The sequence below is a fragment of the Nocardioides sp. URHA0032 genome, from assembly GCF_000620645.1.
Classification (GTDB): Bacteria; Actinomycetota; Actinomycetes; order Propionibacteriales; family Nocardioidaceae; genus Nocardioides.
This window is the reverse complement of sequence record NZ_KK211160.1, coordinates 275,903-292,270: the sequence shown is the minus strand read 5'-3', so window position 1 is coordinate 292,270 and position 16,368 is coordinate 275,903. Positions and strand designations below refer to the sequence as shown.

18 protein-coding genes, 1 tRNA gene and 1 pseudogene are annotated in these 16,368 nt (G+C 72.1%); 8 read left to right on the top strand and 12 right to left on the bottom strand.

Features of this window, described 5'->3' with window-relative positions:
- Nucleotides 1-35: 35 nt before the first annotated feature.
- From N538_RS0119470 to N538_RS28665, 4 genes are read right to left on the bottom strand one after another with little or no spacing between them, the layout of a single operon-like run.
- Complete coding sequence (locus tag N538_RS0119470) at nt 36-845, bottom strand: MBL fold metallo-hydrolase (RefSeq protein ID WP_028638687.1); 810 nt, start codon at nt 843-845, stop codon at nt 36-38.
- Nucleotides 842-1,711 (bottom strand): NUDIX hydrolase, encoded by an 870-nt coding sequence (locus tag N538_RS26330; RefSeq protein WP_051549454.1) that lies wholly within the window; start codon nt 1,709-1,711, stop codon nt 842-844. Before N538_RS26330 ends, N538_RS0119470 begins: the two co-directional genes overlap by 4 nt.
- The gene (locus N538_RS0119460; RefSeq protein WP_028638686.1) at nt 1,708-2,172 is read right to left on the bottom strand and encodes a RidA family protein; all 465 of its coding nucleotides are present in this window, start codon (nt 2,170-2,172) and stop codon (nt 1,708-1,710) included. Before N538_RS0119460 ends, N538_RS26330 begins: the two co-directional genes overlap by 4 nt.
- Complete coding sequence (locus N538_RS28665) at nt 2,169-2,327, bottom strand: DUF4177 domain-containing protein (RefSeq protein WP_155992272.1); 159 nt, start codon at nt 2,325-2,327, stop codon at nt 2,169-2,171. Before N538_RS28665 ends, N538_RS0119460 begins: the two co-directional genes overlap by 4 nt.
- 171 nt (nt 2,328-2,498) lie before the next feature.
- Here N538_RS28665 and N538_RS29735 point away from each other — a divergent pair.
- Both N538_RS29735 and N538_RS29130 read left to right on the top strand, forming a co-directional pair.
- A pseudogene (locus tag N538_RS29735) lies at nt 2,499-2,897 on the top strand (MFS transporter); the annotation flags it as partial.
- 52 nt (nt 2,898-2,949) lie between these two features.
- Nucleotides 2,950-3,768: an MFS transporter gene (locus N538_RS29130; RefSeq protein WP_197025404.1), complete on the top strand. Its 819-nt coding sequence runs from the start codon at nt 2,950-2,952 to the stop codon at nt 3,766-3,768.
- Here N538_RS29130 and N538_RS0119445 read toward each other — a convergent pair.
- Genes N538_RS0119445 through N538_RS0119430 form a run of 4 tightly spaced genes read right to left on the bottom strand, consistent with a single transcriptional unit; the run spans nt 3,738 to nt 6,514 of the window.
- On the bottom strand, nt 3,738-4,346 hold the full coding sequence (locus tag N538_RS0119445) for a dihydrofolate reductase family protein (protein ID WP_028638685.1): 609 nt from the start codon (nt 4,344-4,346) through the stop codon (nt 3,738-3,740). The genes N538_RS29130 and N538_RS0119445 overlap by 31 nt on opposite strands.
- A gap of 37 nt (nt 4,347-4,383) precedes the next feature.
- A complete protein-coding gene (locus N538_RS0119440; protein ID WP_028638684.1) occupies nt 4,384-5,118 on the bottom strand; it encodes an SDR family oxidoreductase in 735 nt (244 codons plus the stop codon).
- The gene (locus N538_RS0119435; protein ID WP_028638683.1) at nt 5,118-5,744 is read right to left on the bottom strand and encodes a CoA transferase subunit B; all 627 of its coding nucleotides are present in this window, start codon (nt 5,742-5,744) and stop codon (nt 5,118-5,120) included. The genes N538_RS0119440 and N538_RS0119435 overlap by 1 nt, the downstream gene beginning before the upstream one ends.
- Complete coding sequence (locus tag N538_RS0119430; protein ID WP_028638682.1) at nt 5,741-6,514, bottom strand: CoA transferase subunit A; 774 nt, start codon at nt 6,512-6,514, stop codon at nt 5,741-5,743. Before N538_RS0119430 ends, N538_RS0119435 begins: the two co-directional genes overlap by 4 nt.
- A 43-nt stretch (nt 6,515-6,557) precedes the next feature.
- On the opposite strand from N538_RS0119430, the gene N538_RS0119425 reads away from it, so the two are divergent.
- Nucleotides 6,558-7,574: an ArsA family ATPase gene (locus tag N538_RS0119425; RefSeq protein WP_051549453.1), complete on the top strand. Its 1,017-nt coding sequence runs from the start codon at nt 6,558-6,560 to the stop codon at nt 7,572-7,574.
- The gene (locus N538_RS0119420; protein WP_028638680.1) at nt 7,571-8,773 is read left to right on the top strand and encodes an ArsA family ATPase; all 1,203 of its coding nucleotides are present in this window, start codon (nt 7,571-7,573) and stop codon (nt 8,771-8,773) included. The genes N538_RS0119425 and N538_RS0119420 overlap by 4 nt, the downstream gene beginning before the upstream one ends.
- A gap of 6 nt (nt 8,774-8,779) precedes the next feature.
- On the opposite strand, the gene N538_RS28110 is transcribed toward N538_RS0119420, so the two are convergent.
- The gene (locus N538_RS28110; protein WP_028638679.1) at nt 8,780-9,073 is read right to left on the bottom strand and encodes a WhiB family transcriptional regulator; all 294 of its coding nucleotides are present in this window, start codon (nt 9,071-9,073) and stop codon (nt 8,780-8,782) included.
- Between the two features lie 196 nt (nt 9,074-9,269).
- Here N538_RS28110 and N538_RS0119410 point away from each other — a divergent pair, with 196 nt between their 5' ends.
- The gene (locus N538_RS0119410) at nt 9,270-11,693 is read left to right on the top strand and encodes a penicillin-binding protein (protein ID WP_028638678.1); all 2,424 of its coding nucleotides are present in this window, start codon (nt 9,270-9,272) and stop codon (nt 11,691-11,693) included.
- Here N538_RS0119410 and N538_RS0119405 read toward each other — a convergent pair whose 3' ends face one another.
- Nucleotides 11,694-12,152: a GatB/YqeY domain-containing protein gene (locus N538_RS0119405; RefSeq protein WP_028638677.1), complete on the bottom strand. Its 459-nt coding sequence runs from the start codon at nt 12,150-12,152 to the stop codon at nt 11,694-11,696.
- A gap of 116 nt (nt 12,153-12,268) precedes the next feature.
- Here N538_RS0119405 and N538_RS0119400 point away from each other — a divergent pair, with 116 nt between their 5' ends.
- The 3 genes from N538_RS0119400 (at nt 12,269) to N538_RS0119390 (ending at nt 14,021) form a co-directional block, all read left to right on the top strand.
- Nucleotides 12,269-13,195: a metallophosphoesterase gene (locus tag N538_RS0119400; protein ID WP_036571334.1), complete on the top strand. Its 927-nt coding sequence runs from the start codon at nt 12,269-12,271 to the stop codon at nt 13,193-13,195.
- A 64-nt stretch (nt 13,196-13,259) separates the two neighbouring features.
- A tRNA-Pro gene (locus N538_RS0119395) sits at nt 13,260-13,336 on the top strand.
- A 79-nt stretch (nt 13,337-13,415) separates the two neighbouring features.
- Nucleotides 13,416-14,021 (top strand): hypothetical protein, encoded by a 606-nt coding sequence (locus N538_RS0119390; protein ID WP_028638675.1) that lies wholly within the window; start codon nt 13,416-13,418, stop codon nt 14,019-14,021.
- A gap of 7 nt (nt 14,022-14,028) precedes the next feature.
- Here the strand turns inward: N538_RS0119390 and N538_RS0119385 are convergent, their stop codons facing one another.
- Together N538_RS0119385 and N538_RS0119380 are read right to left on the bottom strand one after the other, a co-directional pair.
- Nucleotides 14,029-15,066, bottom strand: a complete 1,038-nt coding sequence (locus N538_RS0119385; RefSeq protein WP_028638674.1) for an aspartate-semialdehyde dehydrogenase — start codon at nt 15,064-15,066, stop codon at nt 14,029-14,031.
- A complete protein-coding gene (locus N538_RS0119380) occupies nt 15,063-16,337 on the bottom strand; it encodes an aspartate kinase (RefSeq protein WP_028638673.1) in 1,275 nt (424 codons plus the stop codon). Before N538_RS0119380 ends, N538_RS0119385 begins: the two co-directional genes overlap by 4 nt.
- Nucleotides 16,338-16,368 lie beyond the last annotated feature (31 nt).

Genomic DNA, 16,368 nt, shown 5'->3' with positions numbered 1-16,368 from the left:
CTCTGACGGTCGAGTCGACCGTCAGAACCCCCGGCTCAAGGGGAGGCGAGGTAGGCGAGCTGGGCGCGGACGGAGAGCTCCGCGGCGCCCCAGAGCGACTCGTCGACGTCGGCGTACACGACCTCGACCACGCGCCGGGGCAGGGTCGGGTCCGCCGCGAGCCCGGGCGAGAGAGGGACGGACAGCTCGGCGAGCGCGCGCTCGACCTGGGCGAGCCGCTCGCGACGGTGCGCGAGGTAGAAGTCGAGCACCCCGAGGGCGTCGTCGAGGACCGGGCCGTGCGCGGGCCAGAGGGTGCGCACCTCCCCGGAGAGGACCAGCGATCGCATCCGCGAGATCGAGCTGAAGTACGGGCCGAGCTGCCCGTCGGGGTGGGCGACCACGGTCGTCCCGCGGCCGAGCACCATGTCGCCGGTCAGCAGCGCGCCGTCGGCGGGCAGCACCAGCGAGACCGAGTCGGCGGTGTGACCAGGGGTCGTGAGCACCCGCAGCGACAGCCCGTCGACGAGCAGGTCCTCGCCGTCGACGAGCGGCGGCGCGTCCACGCACAACCCCGGGTCCAGCGCGCGCACCGCGCAGCCCTTGCGGCGGGCGAACTCCACGGCCACCTCGGCGTGGTCGAAGTGGTGGTGCGTCAGCAGCACCAGCGCCACGTCACCGAGCTCGGCAGTGAGCCGGTCGAGGTGCCCGTCCGCGAGCGGCCCCGGGTCGACCACGACGGACGCCGAGGAGCCGGGCTCCTGCAGCACCCAGGTGTTGGTGCCGTCCAGGGTCATCACGCCGGGGTTCGGCGCGAGCAGGCAGCGCCCGCGGGACCCGTACGCCCCGCCCCCCCAGGGTGTCATGCGCGGCGCCGCGCGCTGACCAGCGGCCGCAGCCGGTCCGGCATCGACAGCGTCCAGCCCGGGCCGAGCGGCTCGACCGACGGCGTGAACATCTCCACCGACCTCGACGCCGCCACCTCGAGCACCTCCTCCGGCGACCCGAGCGAACCGACCTCCATCGACGTCAGGTACGTCGGGGGCATCAGCGCGAGGTCGCCCGCGTCGGCCTGGTCGGCCGCGACCCGCGCCGGGATCCACGCCACGGACGACGACTCGGTCGACACGTCGCGGGTCACCTGCCCGACGGGCAGCGAGGCGACGAAGAACCAGGTGCGGTAGCGCTTCGGCTCGAAGATCGGGGTCAGCCACGCGGCCCACACCCCCAGCAGGTCGGTGCGGAGCACCAGGCCGCGCGTGTTCAGGAACTCCGTCAGCGACAGGGCTCTCGACTCCAGCGCGACCCGGTCCGCCTCCCAGTCGTCACCGGTCGTGTCGGCGACGACGTCGGTGGGCGACGTACCGGCCAGCAACACGCCGGACTCCTCGAACGTCTCGCGTACGGCGGCGCACACGAGCGCCCGCGCGGTCTCCTCGTCGCACCCGAGTCTTGCGGCCCACTCGGCCGGAGCGGGACCGGCCCAGGCCACGGTGGAGTCGAAGTCGCGCGGGTCGACACCGCCGCCGGGGTAGACGCACATGCCGCCGGCGAACTCCATCGAGACCTGGCGGCGCAGGTAGTACACCTCCGGCCCGTCCGGCGAGGGGCGCATCAGGATCACCGTGGCGGCGTTCCGCGGCTCCGCCGGCGTCTGCCGCCCGTCCTCGAACTCACGGGCGACCGCGACCAGCCGGTCCGGCAGCTGGACCGGCGGGAGCGGGATCCTCATGAGCCGACGCGGACGACGATCTCGACCTCGACCGGTGCGTCCAGCGGCAGCACGGGTACGCCGACGGCCGACCGCGCGTGCACGCCGGCATCGCCGAAGACCTTGCCGAACAGCTCGGACGCGCCGTTGGCGACCCCGGGCTGCCCGGTGAAGTCCGGCGTGGACGCCACGAACGCGACGACCTTCACGACCTGCGCGACCCGGTCGAGGTCACCGATCATCGACTTCACCGCGGCGATGGCGTTCAGCGCGCACTGCTCGGCGCATGCGACGGCCTCCTCCACGCTGACCTCGCCGCCGACCTTCCCGGTGACCATCAGCTCGCCGTTCTTCATCGGGAGCTGGCCCGAGGTGAACACGAGGTCGGCGGACACCACGGCCGGGACGTACGCCGCCACCGGGGCGGGCACCTCCGGCACGATCAGCCCGAGCTCGGCGAGCCGGTCCTCGACGGCGCTCATGCCTGCACCGGCCGCTTGAAGTAGCCGACCAGGTTCTCCGGGTTCATGCCCGGCGCGATCTGCACCAGCTCCCACCCGTCCGCCCCGAAGTTGTCCAGGATCTGCTTGGCCGCGTGCGTCAGGATCGGCGCCGTCAGGTACTCCCACTTGGTCATGTTCGGCACCCTACTCGTGGACCGACCGGGGTCCACCCACGGTCAGTCGCGGGCGAATCCTGTTGACCTCGACCGCGGTTGAGGTCCTACCGTCCATCCGTGACCCTCACCGAAGCAGCCGCGGCCCGGCCGCGGCTGCTCTCGCCGGCGTACGCCGTCACGACGGTCGGCATGTTCGCGCTCTGCGCACTCGTGGCGTTCGAGGCGACGGCCGTGACGACCGTGATGCCGACCGTCGCGGCCGACCTGGACGGGGTCGGCCTGTACGCGCTGTCGTTCGCGGCGCCGCTGGCCAGCGGTGTGGTCGGCATGGTCACGGCCGGCGCCTGGAGCGACCGGCGCGGCCCCGCCGTCCCGCTGGTCGCGTCGCTCGCGCTGTTCGCCCTCGGGCTGGTCGTCTGCGGCCTCGCGCCGTCGATGGAGGTGCTGGTCGCCGGCCGGGTGCTCCAGGGCCTGGGCGGCGGCGCGCTGACCGTCGGCCTGTACGTGCTGGTGGGCCTGGTCTTCCCGCGGGTCCTCCAGCCGGCGATCTTCGCGAGCTTCGCCGCGGCCTGGGTGCTGCCGTCGCTGTTCGGCCCTGCGCTCGCGGCGTTCGTCGCCCACACCGCCGGCTGGCGCTGGGGTGTTCCTCGGCGCCGTCGCCCTGGCCGCCTGCGCCGCCGCGCTCGTCGCACCTGCCCTCCGCAGCGTCGGCACGCCGCCCGCCGGCGAGCCGGCGCCCCGGTCCCGTCTCGCGTGGGCGCTCGTGGGAGCCGTCGCCGTCCTCACCCTCGGCGTCTTCCCGCCCGCGGCGGTCGTCGTGCTGCTGGCCCTGCGCAAGCTGCTGCCCGCCGGCTCGCTCCTGGCCCGTCGCGGACTGCCTTCGGTGATCGGCACCCGCGGCCTGATGAGCGCATCGTTCTTCGCCGCCGAGGCCTACATCGTCTTCGTCCTGCAGGAGCAGTGGGGCCTCACCCCGGGCATCGCCGGCCTCGCCCTCACCGCGGTCGGGCTCACCTGGGCCGCGGCCAGCCAGGTCCAGTCCCGCCTCGGCAGCCGGGTGTCCGACGTCGCGGTGATGCGCTGGGGCTGCGCGCTGCTGCTGGTCGGCACGGTCGCCCTCGCGCTCGCCGTCCGGATCCACGTCCCCTGGGCGCTCGCGATGGCGGCGTACGTCGTGGCCGGCGCCGGCATGGGGCTGGGCTATCCCCGCACCGGCGTGGCGATGCTCGCCGCGTCGTCGGACTCGGACCGGGGCTTCAACTCCTCCGCCCTGTCCATCGCGGACTCGCTCGGCGGGGCGCTGGCGCTCTCGGTGTCGGGCGTCGTCTTCGCCACCACGAAGGCCGCCGGGATCGACCCGTTCGCCTCCGTCTACGTGCTCGCTGCGGCGGTCGCGGTCCTCGCCGTGGTCACGGCGGCCCGGACGGGTCAGCCGTCCGGTCGACGGAGCACGTCGTAGGTCGTGTGCACCGCCCACTCCGACGGGTGCACGCTGCGGATGCGCAGGTCGACGTCCTCCTCGAAGCCGTCGAACAGCCGCTTGCCCGCGCCCAGGATCACCGGCGCCGTCGAGATCACCAGCTCGTCGACGGCCCCCGCCCTCAGGGCCTGCCGGATGAGGTCCGCGCCACCGCCGATCGCCACGTCGCGGTGGCCCGCGTCGGTCCGCGCGACCTCCAGCGCGTGGTCGAGGCCGTTGACGAAGTGGAAGCCGTTGGCCGGGTCAGGCTGGTCCTCGATGCGGTGGGTCAGCACGACGAGGGTGCCGGGGAACGGGTTCGCGCCGCCCCAGGCGCCGGCCGCGTCGTACATCCCGCGTCCCACGATGCCCGCGCCGAGTCGCGCGACCAGCGGCTCGTAGTACGCCTTGTCGGCGTCGCTCATGGCGAAGTCGTGCTCGCCGCCGTAGGTCCAGGGGCCACCCATCACCCAGTAGTGCAGGCGCTCCCCGCCACGCCCGAGGCCGAGCTCGGGACCGTCGTCCGGCCCGGTCACGTAGCCGTCGACCGAGACCGTGATGCTCGCGATGATGCTCATGTCCCCACCGACCCCTTCTCCCGGCCGAACTCATCGCTCATCGCGATGCCAGCCACTCGTCGAACGTGATCCGGCCGCGCGGGCCGTCCCCGCGTGGCAGCAGCGCGCCGGACCGCATCGCGGCGCCGGCCCTCCCGGGCAGCCGCACGGGTACGACGCGCCGCCCGTCCCGCTCCGCCACCCGGCGCGCGAGGTCGACCATCTGGTGCACCTCCGGCCCGGCGAGGTCCGGCGCCCGGCCGACAGCGTCCCCCGTCGCCAGGTCGACCAGTGCCGCGCCCACCTCGCGGGCCGCCACGGGCTGGCTGAGCATCCGCGGTACCAGCGAGAAGCGGCCGAGCCGCGCGAAGCTGAGCGCCTGCTGGGCGAACTCGTGGAACTGCGTCGCCCGCAGCACGCTCCACGGCACCCCGCCCTCGGCGGCGACCCGCTCCTGGAGCCGCTTGCCGGCGTAGTAGCCACTGTCCACGTCGTCGATCCCGACGATCGAGAGCACGACGTGGTGGCCGACTCCTGCGTCCCGTCCGGCCGTGAGGAGGGTGCGCGTCACGCCGGCGAAGAACGCCTCCGCGGCGGCCCGCCGCTGCGAGCGGACGTTGGTCGCGTCGATGACCGCGGTGACCCCGGCGAGCCGATCGGCGACCCCCTCGCCGGTGGTCAGGTCCGCTCCCGCCGACCGGGTCAGGACGACGACCTCGTGGCCGCGCTCGCGCGCCACCTCGACGGCGTGGTGCCCCACGACGCCGGTGCCGCCCGCGACCGCGATCCGCATCAGGCCAGCTCGGGCTCGGTCTTCTCGCGGACCTCGTCCTCGGTGACCCCGGGCGCGAGCTCGACGAGGCGCAACCCCTCGGAGATGACGTCGATGACGCAGAGGTCGGTGATGATCCGCTGCACCACGCCGCGGCCGGTGTAGGGCAGCGAGCACTCCTCGACGATCTTGTGCGAGCCGTCCTTGGCGACGTGCTCCATCAGCACGATCACCCGCTTGGCGCCGTGGACCAGGTCCATCGCGCCGCCCATGCCCTTGACCATCTTCCCTGGGATCATCCAGTTCGCGATGTCACCGGCCCTGCTCACCTGCATCGCGCCGAGGATCGCGGCGTCGATCTTGCCGCCGCGGATCATCCCGAAGCTGGTGGCGGAGTCGAAGAACGACGCCCCACGCCGCAGCGTGACGGTCTCCTTGCCGGCATTGATCAGGTCCGGGTCCTCCTCCCCCTCCCAGGGATAGGCACCCACGCCCAGGATCCCGTTCTCCGACTGCAGCACCAGCTCCACGTCGTCACCGACGTAATTCGGCACCAGCGTCGGCAGTCCGATCCCGAGGTTGACGTACGACCCGTCCGACAGCTCCGACGCCGCCCGCGCGGCCATCTCCTCACGCGACCAGCTCATGCGCGGGTCCTCACAGTCCTCTTCTCGATCCGCTTGTCCGCGGCCTGCTCCGGGGTCAGGGGCACGACGCGCTGCACGAACACCCCCGGGGTGTGGACCTGGTTCGGGTCCAGCTCACCGGGCTCGACCAGCTCCTCGACCTCCGCGATCGTGACCCGCCCGCACATCGCGGCGAGCGGATTGAAGTTCCGCGCCGAGTCCCGGTACACGAGGTTGCCGTGCCGGTCGCCCTTCCACGCCCGCACCAGCCCGAAGTCCGCGACGATCGCGTGCTCGAGCACGAACTCCTTCGGACCCTCGGCCGTGTCGAAGGTCTGCGTCTGCTTCGGCGGCGACGACACGACCACGTTGCCGGCATCGTCGTACCGCCACGGCAGCCCGCCGTCGGCGACCTGGGTGCCGACGCCGGTCGCGGTGAAGAACGCCGGGATGCCCGACCCGCCGGCGCGCATCCGCTCCGCCAGCGTGCCCTGCGGGGTCAGCTCCACCTCCAGCTCGCCGGAGAGGTACTGCCGCGCGAACTCCTTGTTCTCCCCCACGTAGGAGGAGATCATCCGCCGGATCCGCCGCTCCCCCAGCAGCCGGCCCAGCCCCCAGTCGTCGACACCGCAGTTGTTCGACACCGCGTCCAGGTCCGTCGTACCCGCCTGCAGCAGCGCGTCGATCAACACCGACGGGATGCCGCAGAGCCCGAAGCCGCCCACCGACAGCGTCGCGCCGTCCGGGATGTCCGCCACTGCCTCTGTGGCCGAGGTCACCACCTTGTCCATGCGGGTGATCCTAGGACGCACGGCCGTCGCCTAGGCTCGGGGCATGGCTGCGCCGACGTCCGACGCCGACTGGTCGCGCGTGCGCCTGCACGTCGTCACCGGGAAGGGCGGGACCGGCAAGTCGACGGTCGCCGCCTCGCTCGCGCTGGGCCTGGCCTCCCAGGGCCAGCAGGTGCTGCTCTGCGAGGTGGAGGGACGGCAGGGCATCGCGCGGATGTTCGACGTCGACCCGCTCCCGTACGCCGAGCGCCGGATCGCCACCGGCCTCCGCCACAACGGGACGCCGCCCGGGGTCGTGCACGCGCTGCACATCGACCCGGAGTCCGCCCTGCTGGAGTACCTCTCGATGTACTACAAGCTCGGTCGCGCCGGGCGGGCGCTGGACCGGTTCGGCGTGATCGAGTTCGCGACCACGATCGCCCCCGGCGTACGCGACGTGCTGCTGACCGGCAAGGTGTTCGAGGCGGTCCGGCGCAACAGCCGCAACAAGGGCGCCATCAGCTACGACGCCGTGGTGCTGGACGCACCTCCCACCGGCCGGATCACCCGCTTCCTCAACGTGAACGACGAGCTCGCCGGGCTCGCCAAGGTCGGCCCGATCCGCAGCCAGGCGGACACCGTGATGACGCTGTTCCGCTCCCCGCGCACCGTCGTGCACCTGGTGACCGTGCTCGAGGAGATGCCCGTGCAGGAGACCGCCGACGGCATCGCCGAGCTCACCCGGGCCGGGCTGCCGGTCGGCGCCGTCATCGTCAACCTGGTGCGTCCGCGTGACATCTCGCCTGCCGACCTCGAGGCCGCCCGCGACGGCACGCTGGACGCGAGCCGGGTCGCGACGGACCTCGAGGAGGCCGGCGTGGACGTCGCCGACGGGCTCGTCGACGGGCTGCTCGCCGAGGCCCACGACCACGCCGAGCGGCGGGCGCTCGAGGACGCCCAGCGCGCCGTCGTGGCCCAGCTCGGTCGACCGACGTACGAGCTGCCCCGGCTGGCCGGCGGCGTCGACCTCGGCGGGCTCTATGAGCTGGCGGCCGACCTGAAGAAGCAGGGACTCGCATGAGCACCCAGCAGAAGAGGTCCCGCCCCCGCTTCGGCCCGCTCGCGACCAGCCCCGGTCCCGTCCCCGACCTCGACGTCGATGCGCTCCTCGACGACCGCGGCACCGGGATCATCGTGTGCTGCGGCTCGGGCGGCGTCGGCAAGACCACCACGTCCGCCGCGCTGGCGCTGCGCGCCGCCGAGCGCGGCCGCAAGGTCGTCGTGCTCACGATCGACCCGGCACGCCGGCTCGCGCAGTCGATGGGCATCGAGCGCCTCGACAACACCCCCCGTCCGGTCGACGGGCTGCGCACGAACGCGAAGGGCAACCGCCAGGGTGGCGGCCTCGACGCGATGATGCTCGACATGAAGCGCACCTTCGACGAGGTGGTCGAGAGCCAGGCCACCCCGGAGAAGGCGAAGCAGATCCTCGAGAACCCCTTCTACATCGCGTTGTCGAGCTCGTTCGCGGGCACGCAGGAGTACATGGCGATGGAGAAGCTCGGCCAGATCCACGCCGACGCGCAGGCCGACGGGAGCTACGACCTGATCGTGGTGGACACGCCGCCGTCGCGGTCGGCCCTGGACTTCCTGGACGCACCGGAGCGGCTCTCGAGCTTCCTCGACGGGCGGTTCATCCGGCTGCTGCTGGCGCCCGCGAAGGGGCCGGCGCGGATGATGTCGGCGGGCTTCGGGCTGATCACCGGTGCGCTCAACAAGGTGCTCGGCGCCCAGGTGCTCCGGGACATGCAGACGTTCGTCGCGGCGTTCGACACGCTGTTCGGCGGGTTCCGGCAGCGTGCGCAGAAGACCTTCGAGCTGCTCCAGGCCGACGGCACGGCGTTCCTCGTCGTGGCCGCGCCCGAGCCGGACGCGCTCCGCGAGGCGGCGTACTTCGTGGAGCGGCTCGGCGAGGACCGGATGCCGCTCGCCGGACTCATCGTCAACCGGGCCAGCCCGATCCCCCAGGGCACGCTCTCGGCCGACGAGGCGATGGCCGCGTCGGCCCGGCTGCGCAAGCGCGAGCCGGGGTCGCTGACCGCCGGCCTGCTCCGGCTGCACGCCGACCAGACCCGCATGGTCGAGCGCGAGGCCCTCCTCCGCGAGCGGTTCGCCGCGGCGCACCCGGAGGTGCCCACGGCGGTCGTTCCCGCGCTGGCCGGCGACGTGCACGACCTGGCCGGCCTGCGCCGGATCGGTCAGCTCCTCGCCGGGGCGTGAGAGCGGTCAGACGGCGACGGTCTTGCCGCTGACCGCGCCCTGCTCGCGCGCCGTCTCGAGCACCGTGCGCCAGGAGGCGCCCGGGCGGCGGCGCAGGAGCGCACGCCGCTCCCGCTCCGTCATGCCGCCCCACACCCCCCACTCGATCTGGTTGTCGAGAGCCTCGGCCAGGCACTCGGTGCGCACGGGACAACCCGAGCACAGCTGCTTGGCCTTGTTCTGCTCGGCTCCACGCACGAACAGCTGGTCCGGCTGCGACTCGCGGCACGCGGCCGCAGGCGCCCAATCTTCAACCCACATGTGATGTCCCCACATCAGTCCGAGATAGGCGGCGTCCCCATGACGTCTACCCGGGATGAATCCCCTCGGTAAAGAAGTTAAGGAATTGTTCAGCATCGGGGCAGACACATCCGGCCCAATCCGCATAGTCCGAATTGACTAGTTACCTTGTGCTAGGAATAGGTAGGGGTGTGGGCGCTCCCGTACCCTTGGCGCCATGTCCGAGCCGTCCAGCGACCGTCTGACCGCCGGCCGTATCGCCTCCCATCTCGGGGTGATGGTCGCCGTCGCCGCCGTCATGGGCGTCGTCGTCGCCGGTCTGGCCATCCCGTTCGCCGGGGTGCTGGGCATCGGTGCCCGGCAGGTGGCCGACACCATGGACAACCTGCCCGCGTCGCTCGAGACCGACCCGCTGCCGCAGAAGACCAAGATCCTGGACGCGGACGGCGACACCATCGCGACGCTGTACGACGAGAACCGGGTCAACGTCTCGCTGGACCAGATCTCGCGGACCATGGTCAAGTCGATCGTCGCGATCGAGGACTACCGCTTCTACCAGCACGGTGCCCTGGACCTGAAGGGCACGCTGCGCGCGCTGATCACCAACCAGGCCAACAGCGGGGTCGTCCAGGGTGGCTCCTCGATCACCCAGCAGATGGTGAAGATGACGCTGCTGACGCAGGCCAACACCAAGGCCGAGCAGAAGGCCGCGACCGACGACACCTACGCCCGCAAGCTCCGCGAGCTCCGCTACGCGATCGCGTTCGAGCAGCACTACTCCAAGGACTGGATCCTGGAGCGCTACCTCAACATCGCCTACTTCGGCGACGGCACGTACGGCGTCCAGTCGGCGGCGCGCCACTACTTCAATGTCAACGCGAAGAACCTCGACCTGCGCCAGTCGGCGATGCTCGCCGGCTTGGTGAAGAACCCCACCGGCTACGACCCGACGAACTCGCCGGACGCCGCGCTCGAGCGCCGCAACGTCGTCCTCGACCGGATGGCGGAGCTGAACGTCATCAGCCACGCCAAGGCCGAGAAGACCAAGAAGATGGACCTCGGTCTCCACGTGCAGCCGGCCAAGAACGGGTGCCTCAACTCCCGGGCGCCGTTCTTCTGCGACTACGCCGTGAACTGGCTGCTCGCCGACCCGAGCCTGGGGAAGACCGTCGAGGAGCGCAAGAAGCTGCTCAAGTCCGGCGGCCTCGTCATCCACACCACGTTGAACATGGACGACCAGGTCGCGGCGGACAACGCCGTGCGGGACCACGTCGCCAAGGAGGACCAGGCCGTCGGCGCGATGGCGATGGTCGAGCCCGGCACCGGCAAGGTCGAGGCGCTCGCCCAGTCCCGCCCGATGGGTCGCGACGAGAAGGCCGGCGAGACGTTCCTGAACTACACCGTCCCCACGAAGTACGGCGACTCCGCGGGCTTCCAGGCGGGGTCGACGTTCAAGCCGTTCGTGCTCGCGGCAGCGGTGAACCAGGGCGTGCCCCTGAGCACCACCTTCAACGCGCCGATCACGATGACCATCCCGCAGGACGAGTTCCAGAACTGTCCCGGCCAGCCTTCCTTCGCCGGCGAGTGGCACGTGTCGACGTCGACCTCCTCGGGCCCGATGGACATCTACCGCGGCACCCGCGAATCGGTGAACACGTTCTACGCGATGCTCGAGCGGGTCACCGGCGTGTGCAAGCCCTTCGAGATCGCCAAGAAGCTCGGCGTCGAGCTGACCGACCCGAAGGGCGACTCGCACGGGTACGGCGCCGAGCGCGTGCCGACGTTCACCCTCGGCATCGCCAACGCCAGCCCGCTGGAGATGGCCGAGGCGTACGCGACGTTCGCCGCCCGCGGCCTGCACTGCGACTCCCACCCGGTCACCTCGATCGACGACTCGGCCGGCACCGAGCTCCAGACGTACGACGGCCACTGCACCCAGGCGCTGCCGCCGGCGACCGCCGACGCGGTCAACGACGTGCTGCGCGGCGTCCAGGAGCCGGGTGGCTTCGGCTACGACCTCGGTGGCACGAACCTCTCCGTCCCGTCCGCCGGCAAGACCGGCACGACCCAGGACGGCAAGTCCGTGTGGTTCGTCGGCTACACGCCCCAGATCGCGACCGCCGCGATGATCGCCGGCGCGAGCAAGGACGGCCAGAAGCCGATCGAGCTGGCCGGCCAGACCATCCACGGCAACTACATCTACGAGGTGTCCGGCTCCGGCTTCGCGGGCCCGATGTGGGCCCAGGCGATGCACGTCGTCGACGACAACCTCGACTACCAGGACTTCACACCGCCGGACCTCACCGCGGTCCAGGGCGTGCCGACCACGGTGCCGTCGGTCTCCGGGATGACCATGTCCGAGGCCCTGAGCGCCCTCAAGAACGCCGGATTCACGCCGATCGACGCGGGCACCGCCGCGTCGAGCAACCCGGCCGGCACCGTCGCCTACACCTCACCGGCCGGCGGCTCCTCGGCGCCGTCCGGCTCGGTCGTCACCGTCTACGAGTCGACCGGAGTCCCGCCGCCGCCCACGCACAGCGGTGGTGGCGGTGGTGGCGGTGACCAGGGCGGCGGCAACGGCGGCGGCAACGGGGGCGGCCACGGGAACGGCGGCGGGAACGGCGGCGGCCACCGCCACTGATCAGCCCAGCTGGCGGCGTACCTCCGCGGCGACCGCGCCACCGTCGGCCCGGCCCTTGGTCTGGGGCTGGATCATCCCCATCACCTTGCCCATCGCCTTCATGCCCTCACCGGCCGCGCCGGTCTGGGCGATCGCGGAGGTGACGAGGTCGGCGATCTCCTGCTCGCTCAGCTGCGCGGGCAGGTAGTCGGCGATCACCCCGGCCTCGGCGGTCTCCTTCTCGGCCATCTCGGCGCGGCCGCCGTCGGCGAACGCGGTCGCCGCCTCCCGGCGCTTCTTCGCCTCGGTCGAGAGCACGCCGATGATGTCGTCGTCGGTGAGCTCGCGAGCCTCCTTGCCGGCGACCTCGGCGTTCGTGATCGCGGTCAGCACCATCCGGATCGTCGAGGAGCGGACCTCGTCGCGGGACTTGATGGCGGCAGTGAGGTCGGCGCGGAGTCGGTCCTTGAGCGCACTCATGCGCGTACTCGCTTCGCTTCGTGCGCGCCTGAGGCACAGGTCCCGCCCTGCTGGATGACTCGCTCGCTTCGCTCGCTCATGACCGCCATTGTGCCCGGTGACCTAGCCTTGCCCGGGTGAGCTCCCTGGCCGTCGCCCGTCGCATCGCCCTCGGCGGCCTCGTCGCCGGTGCCGGCCTGACGGCGTACGCCGCGGCCGAGTCACGCGCCTACACGCTGCGCCGGGTGACCGTGCCGGTGCTGCCGGCGGGCAGTCCGTCGCTGCGGGTGCTGCACCTCAGCGACGTGCACATGACCCCCGGGCAGCGGCGCAAGCAGGCATGGCTCCGGGACCTGGCCGGGCTGCGCCCGGACCTGGTCGTGGACACCGGCGACAACCTCGCCCACCGGGACGCGGTGCCGGTGGTGGTGGAGTCGCTCGGCGAGCTGCTCCAGGCACCCGGCGCCTTCGTCCTCGGCTCGAACGACTACTACTCCCCGACGTTGCGCAACCCGGCGCGGTACCTGCTGCCCGACGACGGCAGGCGGCACACCGACGTCCCCCAGCTCCCCTGGCGCGAGCTGCGCAGCGCCTTCACCGACGCCGGCTGGACCGACCTCACCAACACCCGCACGACGCTCGAGGTCCGCGGCCTGCGGATCGCGTTCGCGGGCGTGGACGACCCGCACCTCGGCTACGACCGCCTCGAGGACGTCGCGGGACCGGCCGACCCGGACGCCGACGTCCGCCTCGGGATCGCGCACGCGCCGTACGTGCGGGTGCTGGACCGGTTCGCCGCCGACGGGTACGACGCGGTGCTGGCCGGGCACACCCACGGCGGCCAGGTGTGCCTGCCGCGCATCGGCGCGCTGACCACGAACTGCGACCTCGAGCCGGCGCGCGCGAAGGGCCTGCACCGGCACCCGGCGGCGTCGCGGCCCGGCGACGCCGGCTCCTCGTGGCTGCACGTGTCGGCCGGGCTCGGCACCAGCCCGTACGCCCGGATCCGCGTCGCGTGTCGCCCCGAGGCGACCCTCCTGACACTCGTCGACGCCACGGGCTGAACCGATTTCAGGAGGCCGGACGTGCTCGGGTATGGTTGCCCCCGGCTCGCTCCGGTGAGCCGATCGGGCTGTGGCGCAGCTTGGTAGCGCGCCTCGTTCGGGACGAGGAGGCCGCAGGTTCAAATCCTGTCAGCCCGACCATGTGCAGGGCCCGGATCCGCATCGCGGACCCGGGCCCTGTCCCGTTTCCGGAGGCGTCCTCCGTGGGAGACTGCCGGACATGGCGGACCCCGATAAGGACCAGCCGTCGCTGGAGCTGCCGAAGCTCAGCCTGCGGCGGCGCAAGCGTCCACCCGCGGAACCAGCACCCGCGCCGGAGCCGGTCCCGGTGCCGCCCGTCGAGGAGACCCGGCCGGTCGTCGTCGACGATCCGAGGCCGGAGCCGTACCCGGGGATCGAGCCCGCCCCGGAGCCCGAGCCCCGCCGCAAGGCACGACGGGAGCGCGAGCCCGGTGGCATGGCCGCCGCCGTGCTCACCGGCCTCGTGGTCGGCCTGGGCATCGTCGGCCTGACGTGGGCCTCGCTGCGCTCCTGCGAGCGCGTCCAGGGCACCTCGTCGTGCGGGGACGTCGGCTACCCCATGCTCGGCCTGATCCTCGTCGTCCTGGTGCTGGTGGGCTGGCTGCTGCTGAGGCTGCTGCGCGTGCCCGATCCGGCGAGCACCAGCTTCCTCGGCCTCGGCCTCGCGGTCGTGATCGCCCTGCTCGTGCTCGTCGACCACCTGCTGGACCGCTCCATGGTCGTGGTCGTGCCGTTGATCTGCGCGCTCACCTTCGGCGTCGCGCACTGGGTGACGCGCACCTTCGTCGAGCCACCCCGGGACTGACGGGCGCCTACCGCCCGGCCAGCAGCTCCGCGATCTGCACGGTGTTGAGAGCGGCGCCCTTGCGCAGGTTGTCGTTCGAGACGAACAGCGCGAGCCCGCGATCGCCGTCCTGGCGGACCCGACCGACGTACGACGGGTCCTTGCCCGCGGCGAGCAGGGGGTTCGGGATGTCGGTGACCTCCACCCCCGGGGCGTCGCCGAGCAGCTCGAGCGCGCGCGCCACTGAGAGCGGGCGCGCGAACTCGACGTTCAGCGACAGCGAGTGGCCGGTGAACACGGGGACCCGGACACAGGTGCCGGAGACCCGCAGGTCGGGGATGCCGAGGATCTTGCGGGACTCGTTGCGGAGCTTTTGCTCCTCATCGGTCTCGAACTGGCCGTCGTCGACGATCGAGCCCGCGAACGGGAGCACGTTGTAGGCGATGTTCCGCGCGTAGATGACCGGCTCGGGGAAGGCGACCGCCTCGCCGTCGTAGGCGAGCTCCCGCGCCTTGTCGCCGGCCGCAGCGACCTGGGTGGCCAGCTCCTCGACGCCGGCGACCCCGGAGCCCGACACGGCCTGGTAGGTCGAGGCGATCAGGCGGACCAGGCCCGCCTCGTCGTGCAGCGGCTTGAGCACCGGCATCGCGGCCATCGTGGTGCAGTTCGGGTTGGCGATGATGCCCCGGCCGGCATCGAGCACGGCCCGCGCGGCCTCCGGGTTGACCTCGGCGACCACCAGCGGGATCGCGGGGTCCTTGCGGAACGCGCTGGAGTTGTCCACCACGACCACGCCGGCGTCGACGAACCTCGGCACCAGGGCCCTGGAGGTGCTGGCGCCGGCGGAGAACAGCGCGACGTCCAGCCCGCTCGGGTCGGCGATCGACGCGTCCTCGACGGTGATCTCCCGGCCCGCGAACGGCAGGACGGTGCCGGCAGACCTGGCGGAGGCGAAGAAGCGCACCTGGCCGACCGGGAATCCACGCTCCTCGAGGATCTGGCGCATCGCGACGCCGACCTGGCCGGTGGCGCCGACGACGCCGACGTCGAGGGTCCGGCCGCTCATCGTCCGGTCCCGCCGTACACGACCGCCTCGACCTCGGCGGCGTCCAGGTCGAAGGCCGTGTGCGTCGCGCGGACCGCGTCGTCGACCTGCGCCTCGTCGACGATCACCGAGATCCGGATCTCGGAGGTGGAGATCATCTCGATGTTCACGCCCGCGGACGCCAGGGAGGCGAAGAACTTCGCGGTGATGCCCGGGTGCGACCTCATGCCGGCGCCGATCAGCGACACCTTCCCGATCTGGTCGTCGTACAGGAGCTTGTCGTAGCCGACCTCGTCCTGGATCCGCGCCAGTGCGCCCATGGCTGCCTGACCGTCGGCACGCGGCAGCGTGAACGAGATGTCGGTCAGCCCGGTGGCAGCGGCCGACACGTTCTGGACGACCATGTCGATGTTGACCTCGGTCGCGGCGAGCGCCTCGAAGATGCGGGCCGCCTCACCCACCTTGTCGGGCACCCCGACGACGGTGATCTTGGCCTCGCTCCGGTCGTGGGCGACGCCGGCGATGATCGCCTGCTCCATCTGGACCTCTCCTGCCTGGCTGTCCGGGATGACCCAGGTCCCCTCCTTGTGGGAGAACGAGGACCGCACGTGGATCGGGATGTCGTAACGGCGGGCGTACTCGACGCACCGCAGGTGCAGGATCTTCGCGCCGGAGGCCGCCATCTCCAGCATCTCCTCGGTCGCCACGCGGTCGAGCTTGCGCGCCGCCGGCACGATCCGCGGGTCGGCGGTGAAGACGCCGTCGACGTCGGTGTAGATCTCGCAGACCTCGGCGCCGAGGGCCGCGGCCAGCGCGACCGCGGTCGTGTCCGTGCCGCCGCGGCCGAGCGTGGTGATCTCCTTGGTGTCCTGGGAGACGCCCTGGAAGCCGGCGACGATCACGATGTGGCCCTCGGCGATCGCCGACTCGATCCGGCCGGGCGTCACGTCGATGATCTTGGCCCTGCCGTGCACCGAGTCGGTGATCACGCCGGCCTGGGAGCCGGTGAACGATCGGGCGCTGTAGCCCAGGTCGGAGATCGCCATCGCGACCAGCGCCATCGAGATCCGCTCGCCCGCGGTGAGCAGCATGTCGAGCTCGCGGGCGGGCGGCGCCGGGCTGACCGCCTGCGCCTTGTCGATGAGCTCATCGGTCGTGTCGCCCATCGCCGATACCGCGACGACCACATCGTGGCCGGCCTTCTTGGCGTCCACGATCCGGCGGGCGACCCGCTTGATCGCGCTGGGGTCGGCGACCGACGATCCGCCGTACTTCTGGACGACAATGCCCACGGTTGGTCCCTACTGGATCGACGCTCCTGCC

Bases quoted from the DNA above. Each gene is read 5' to 3' on its own strand.
- N538_RS0119470 (WP_028638687.1), bottom strand. From the start codon at position 845: ATGACACCCTGGGGGGGCGGGGCGTACGGGTCCCGCGGGCGCTGCCTG.
- N538_RS26330 (WP_051549454.1), bottom strand. From the start codon at position 1,711: ATGAGGATCCCGCTCCCGCCGGTCCAGCTGCCGGACCGGCTGGTCGCG.
- N538_RS0119460 (WP_028638686.1), bottom strand. From the start codon at position 2,172: ATGAGCGCCGTCGAGGACCGGCTCGCCGAGCTCGGGCTGATCGTGCCG.
- N538_RS28665 (WP_155992272.1), bottom strand. From the start codon at position 2,327: ATGACCAAGTGGGAGTACCTGACGGCGCCGATCCTGACGCACGCGGCC.
- N538_RS0119445 (WP_028638685.1), bottom strand. From the start codon at position 4,346: ATGAGCATCATCGCGAGCATCACGGTCTCGGTCGACGGCTACGTGACC.
- N538_RS0119440 (WP_028638684.1), bottom strand. From the start codon at position 5,118: ATGCGGATCGCGGTCGCGGGCGGCACCGGCGTCGTGGGGCACCACGCC.
- N538_RS0119435 (WP_028638683.1), bottom strand. From the start codon at position 5,744: ATGAGCTGGTCGCGTGAGGAGATGGCCGCGCGGGCGGCGTCGGAGCTG.
- N538_RS0119430 (WP_028638682.1), bottom strand. From the start codon at position 6,514: ATGGACAAGGTGGTGACCTCGGCCACAGAGGCAGTGGCGGACATCCCG.
- N538_RS0119425 (WP_051549453.1), top strand. From the start codon at position 6,558: ATGGCTGCGCCGACGTCCGACGCCGACTGGTCGCGCGTGCGCCTGCAC.
- N538_RS0119420 (WP_028638680.1), top strand. From the start codon at position 7,571: ATGAGCACCCAGCAGAAGAGGTCCCGCCCCCGCTTCGGCCCGCTCGCG.
- N538_RS28110 (WP_028638679.1), bottom strand. From the start codon at position 9,073: ATGTGGGTTGAAGATTGGGCGCCTGCGGCCGCGTGCCGCGAGTCGCAG.
- N538_RS0119410 (WP_028638678.1), top strand. From the start codon at position 9,270: ATGTCCGAGCCGTCCAGCGACCGTCTGACCGCCGGCCGTATCGCCTCC.
- N538_RS0119405 (WP_028638677.1), bottom strand. From the start codon at position 12,152: ATGAGTGCGCTCAAGGACCGACTCCGCGCCGACCTCACTGCCGCCATC.
- N538_RS0119390 (WP_028638675.1), top strand. From the start codon at position 13,416: ATGGCGGACCCCGATAAGGACCAGCCGTCGCTGGAGCTGCCGAAGCTC.
- N538_RS0119385 (WP_028638674.1), bottom strand. From the start codon at position 15,066: ATGAGCGGCCGGACCCTCGACGTCGGCGTCGTCGGCGCCACCGGCCAG.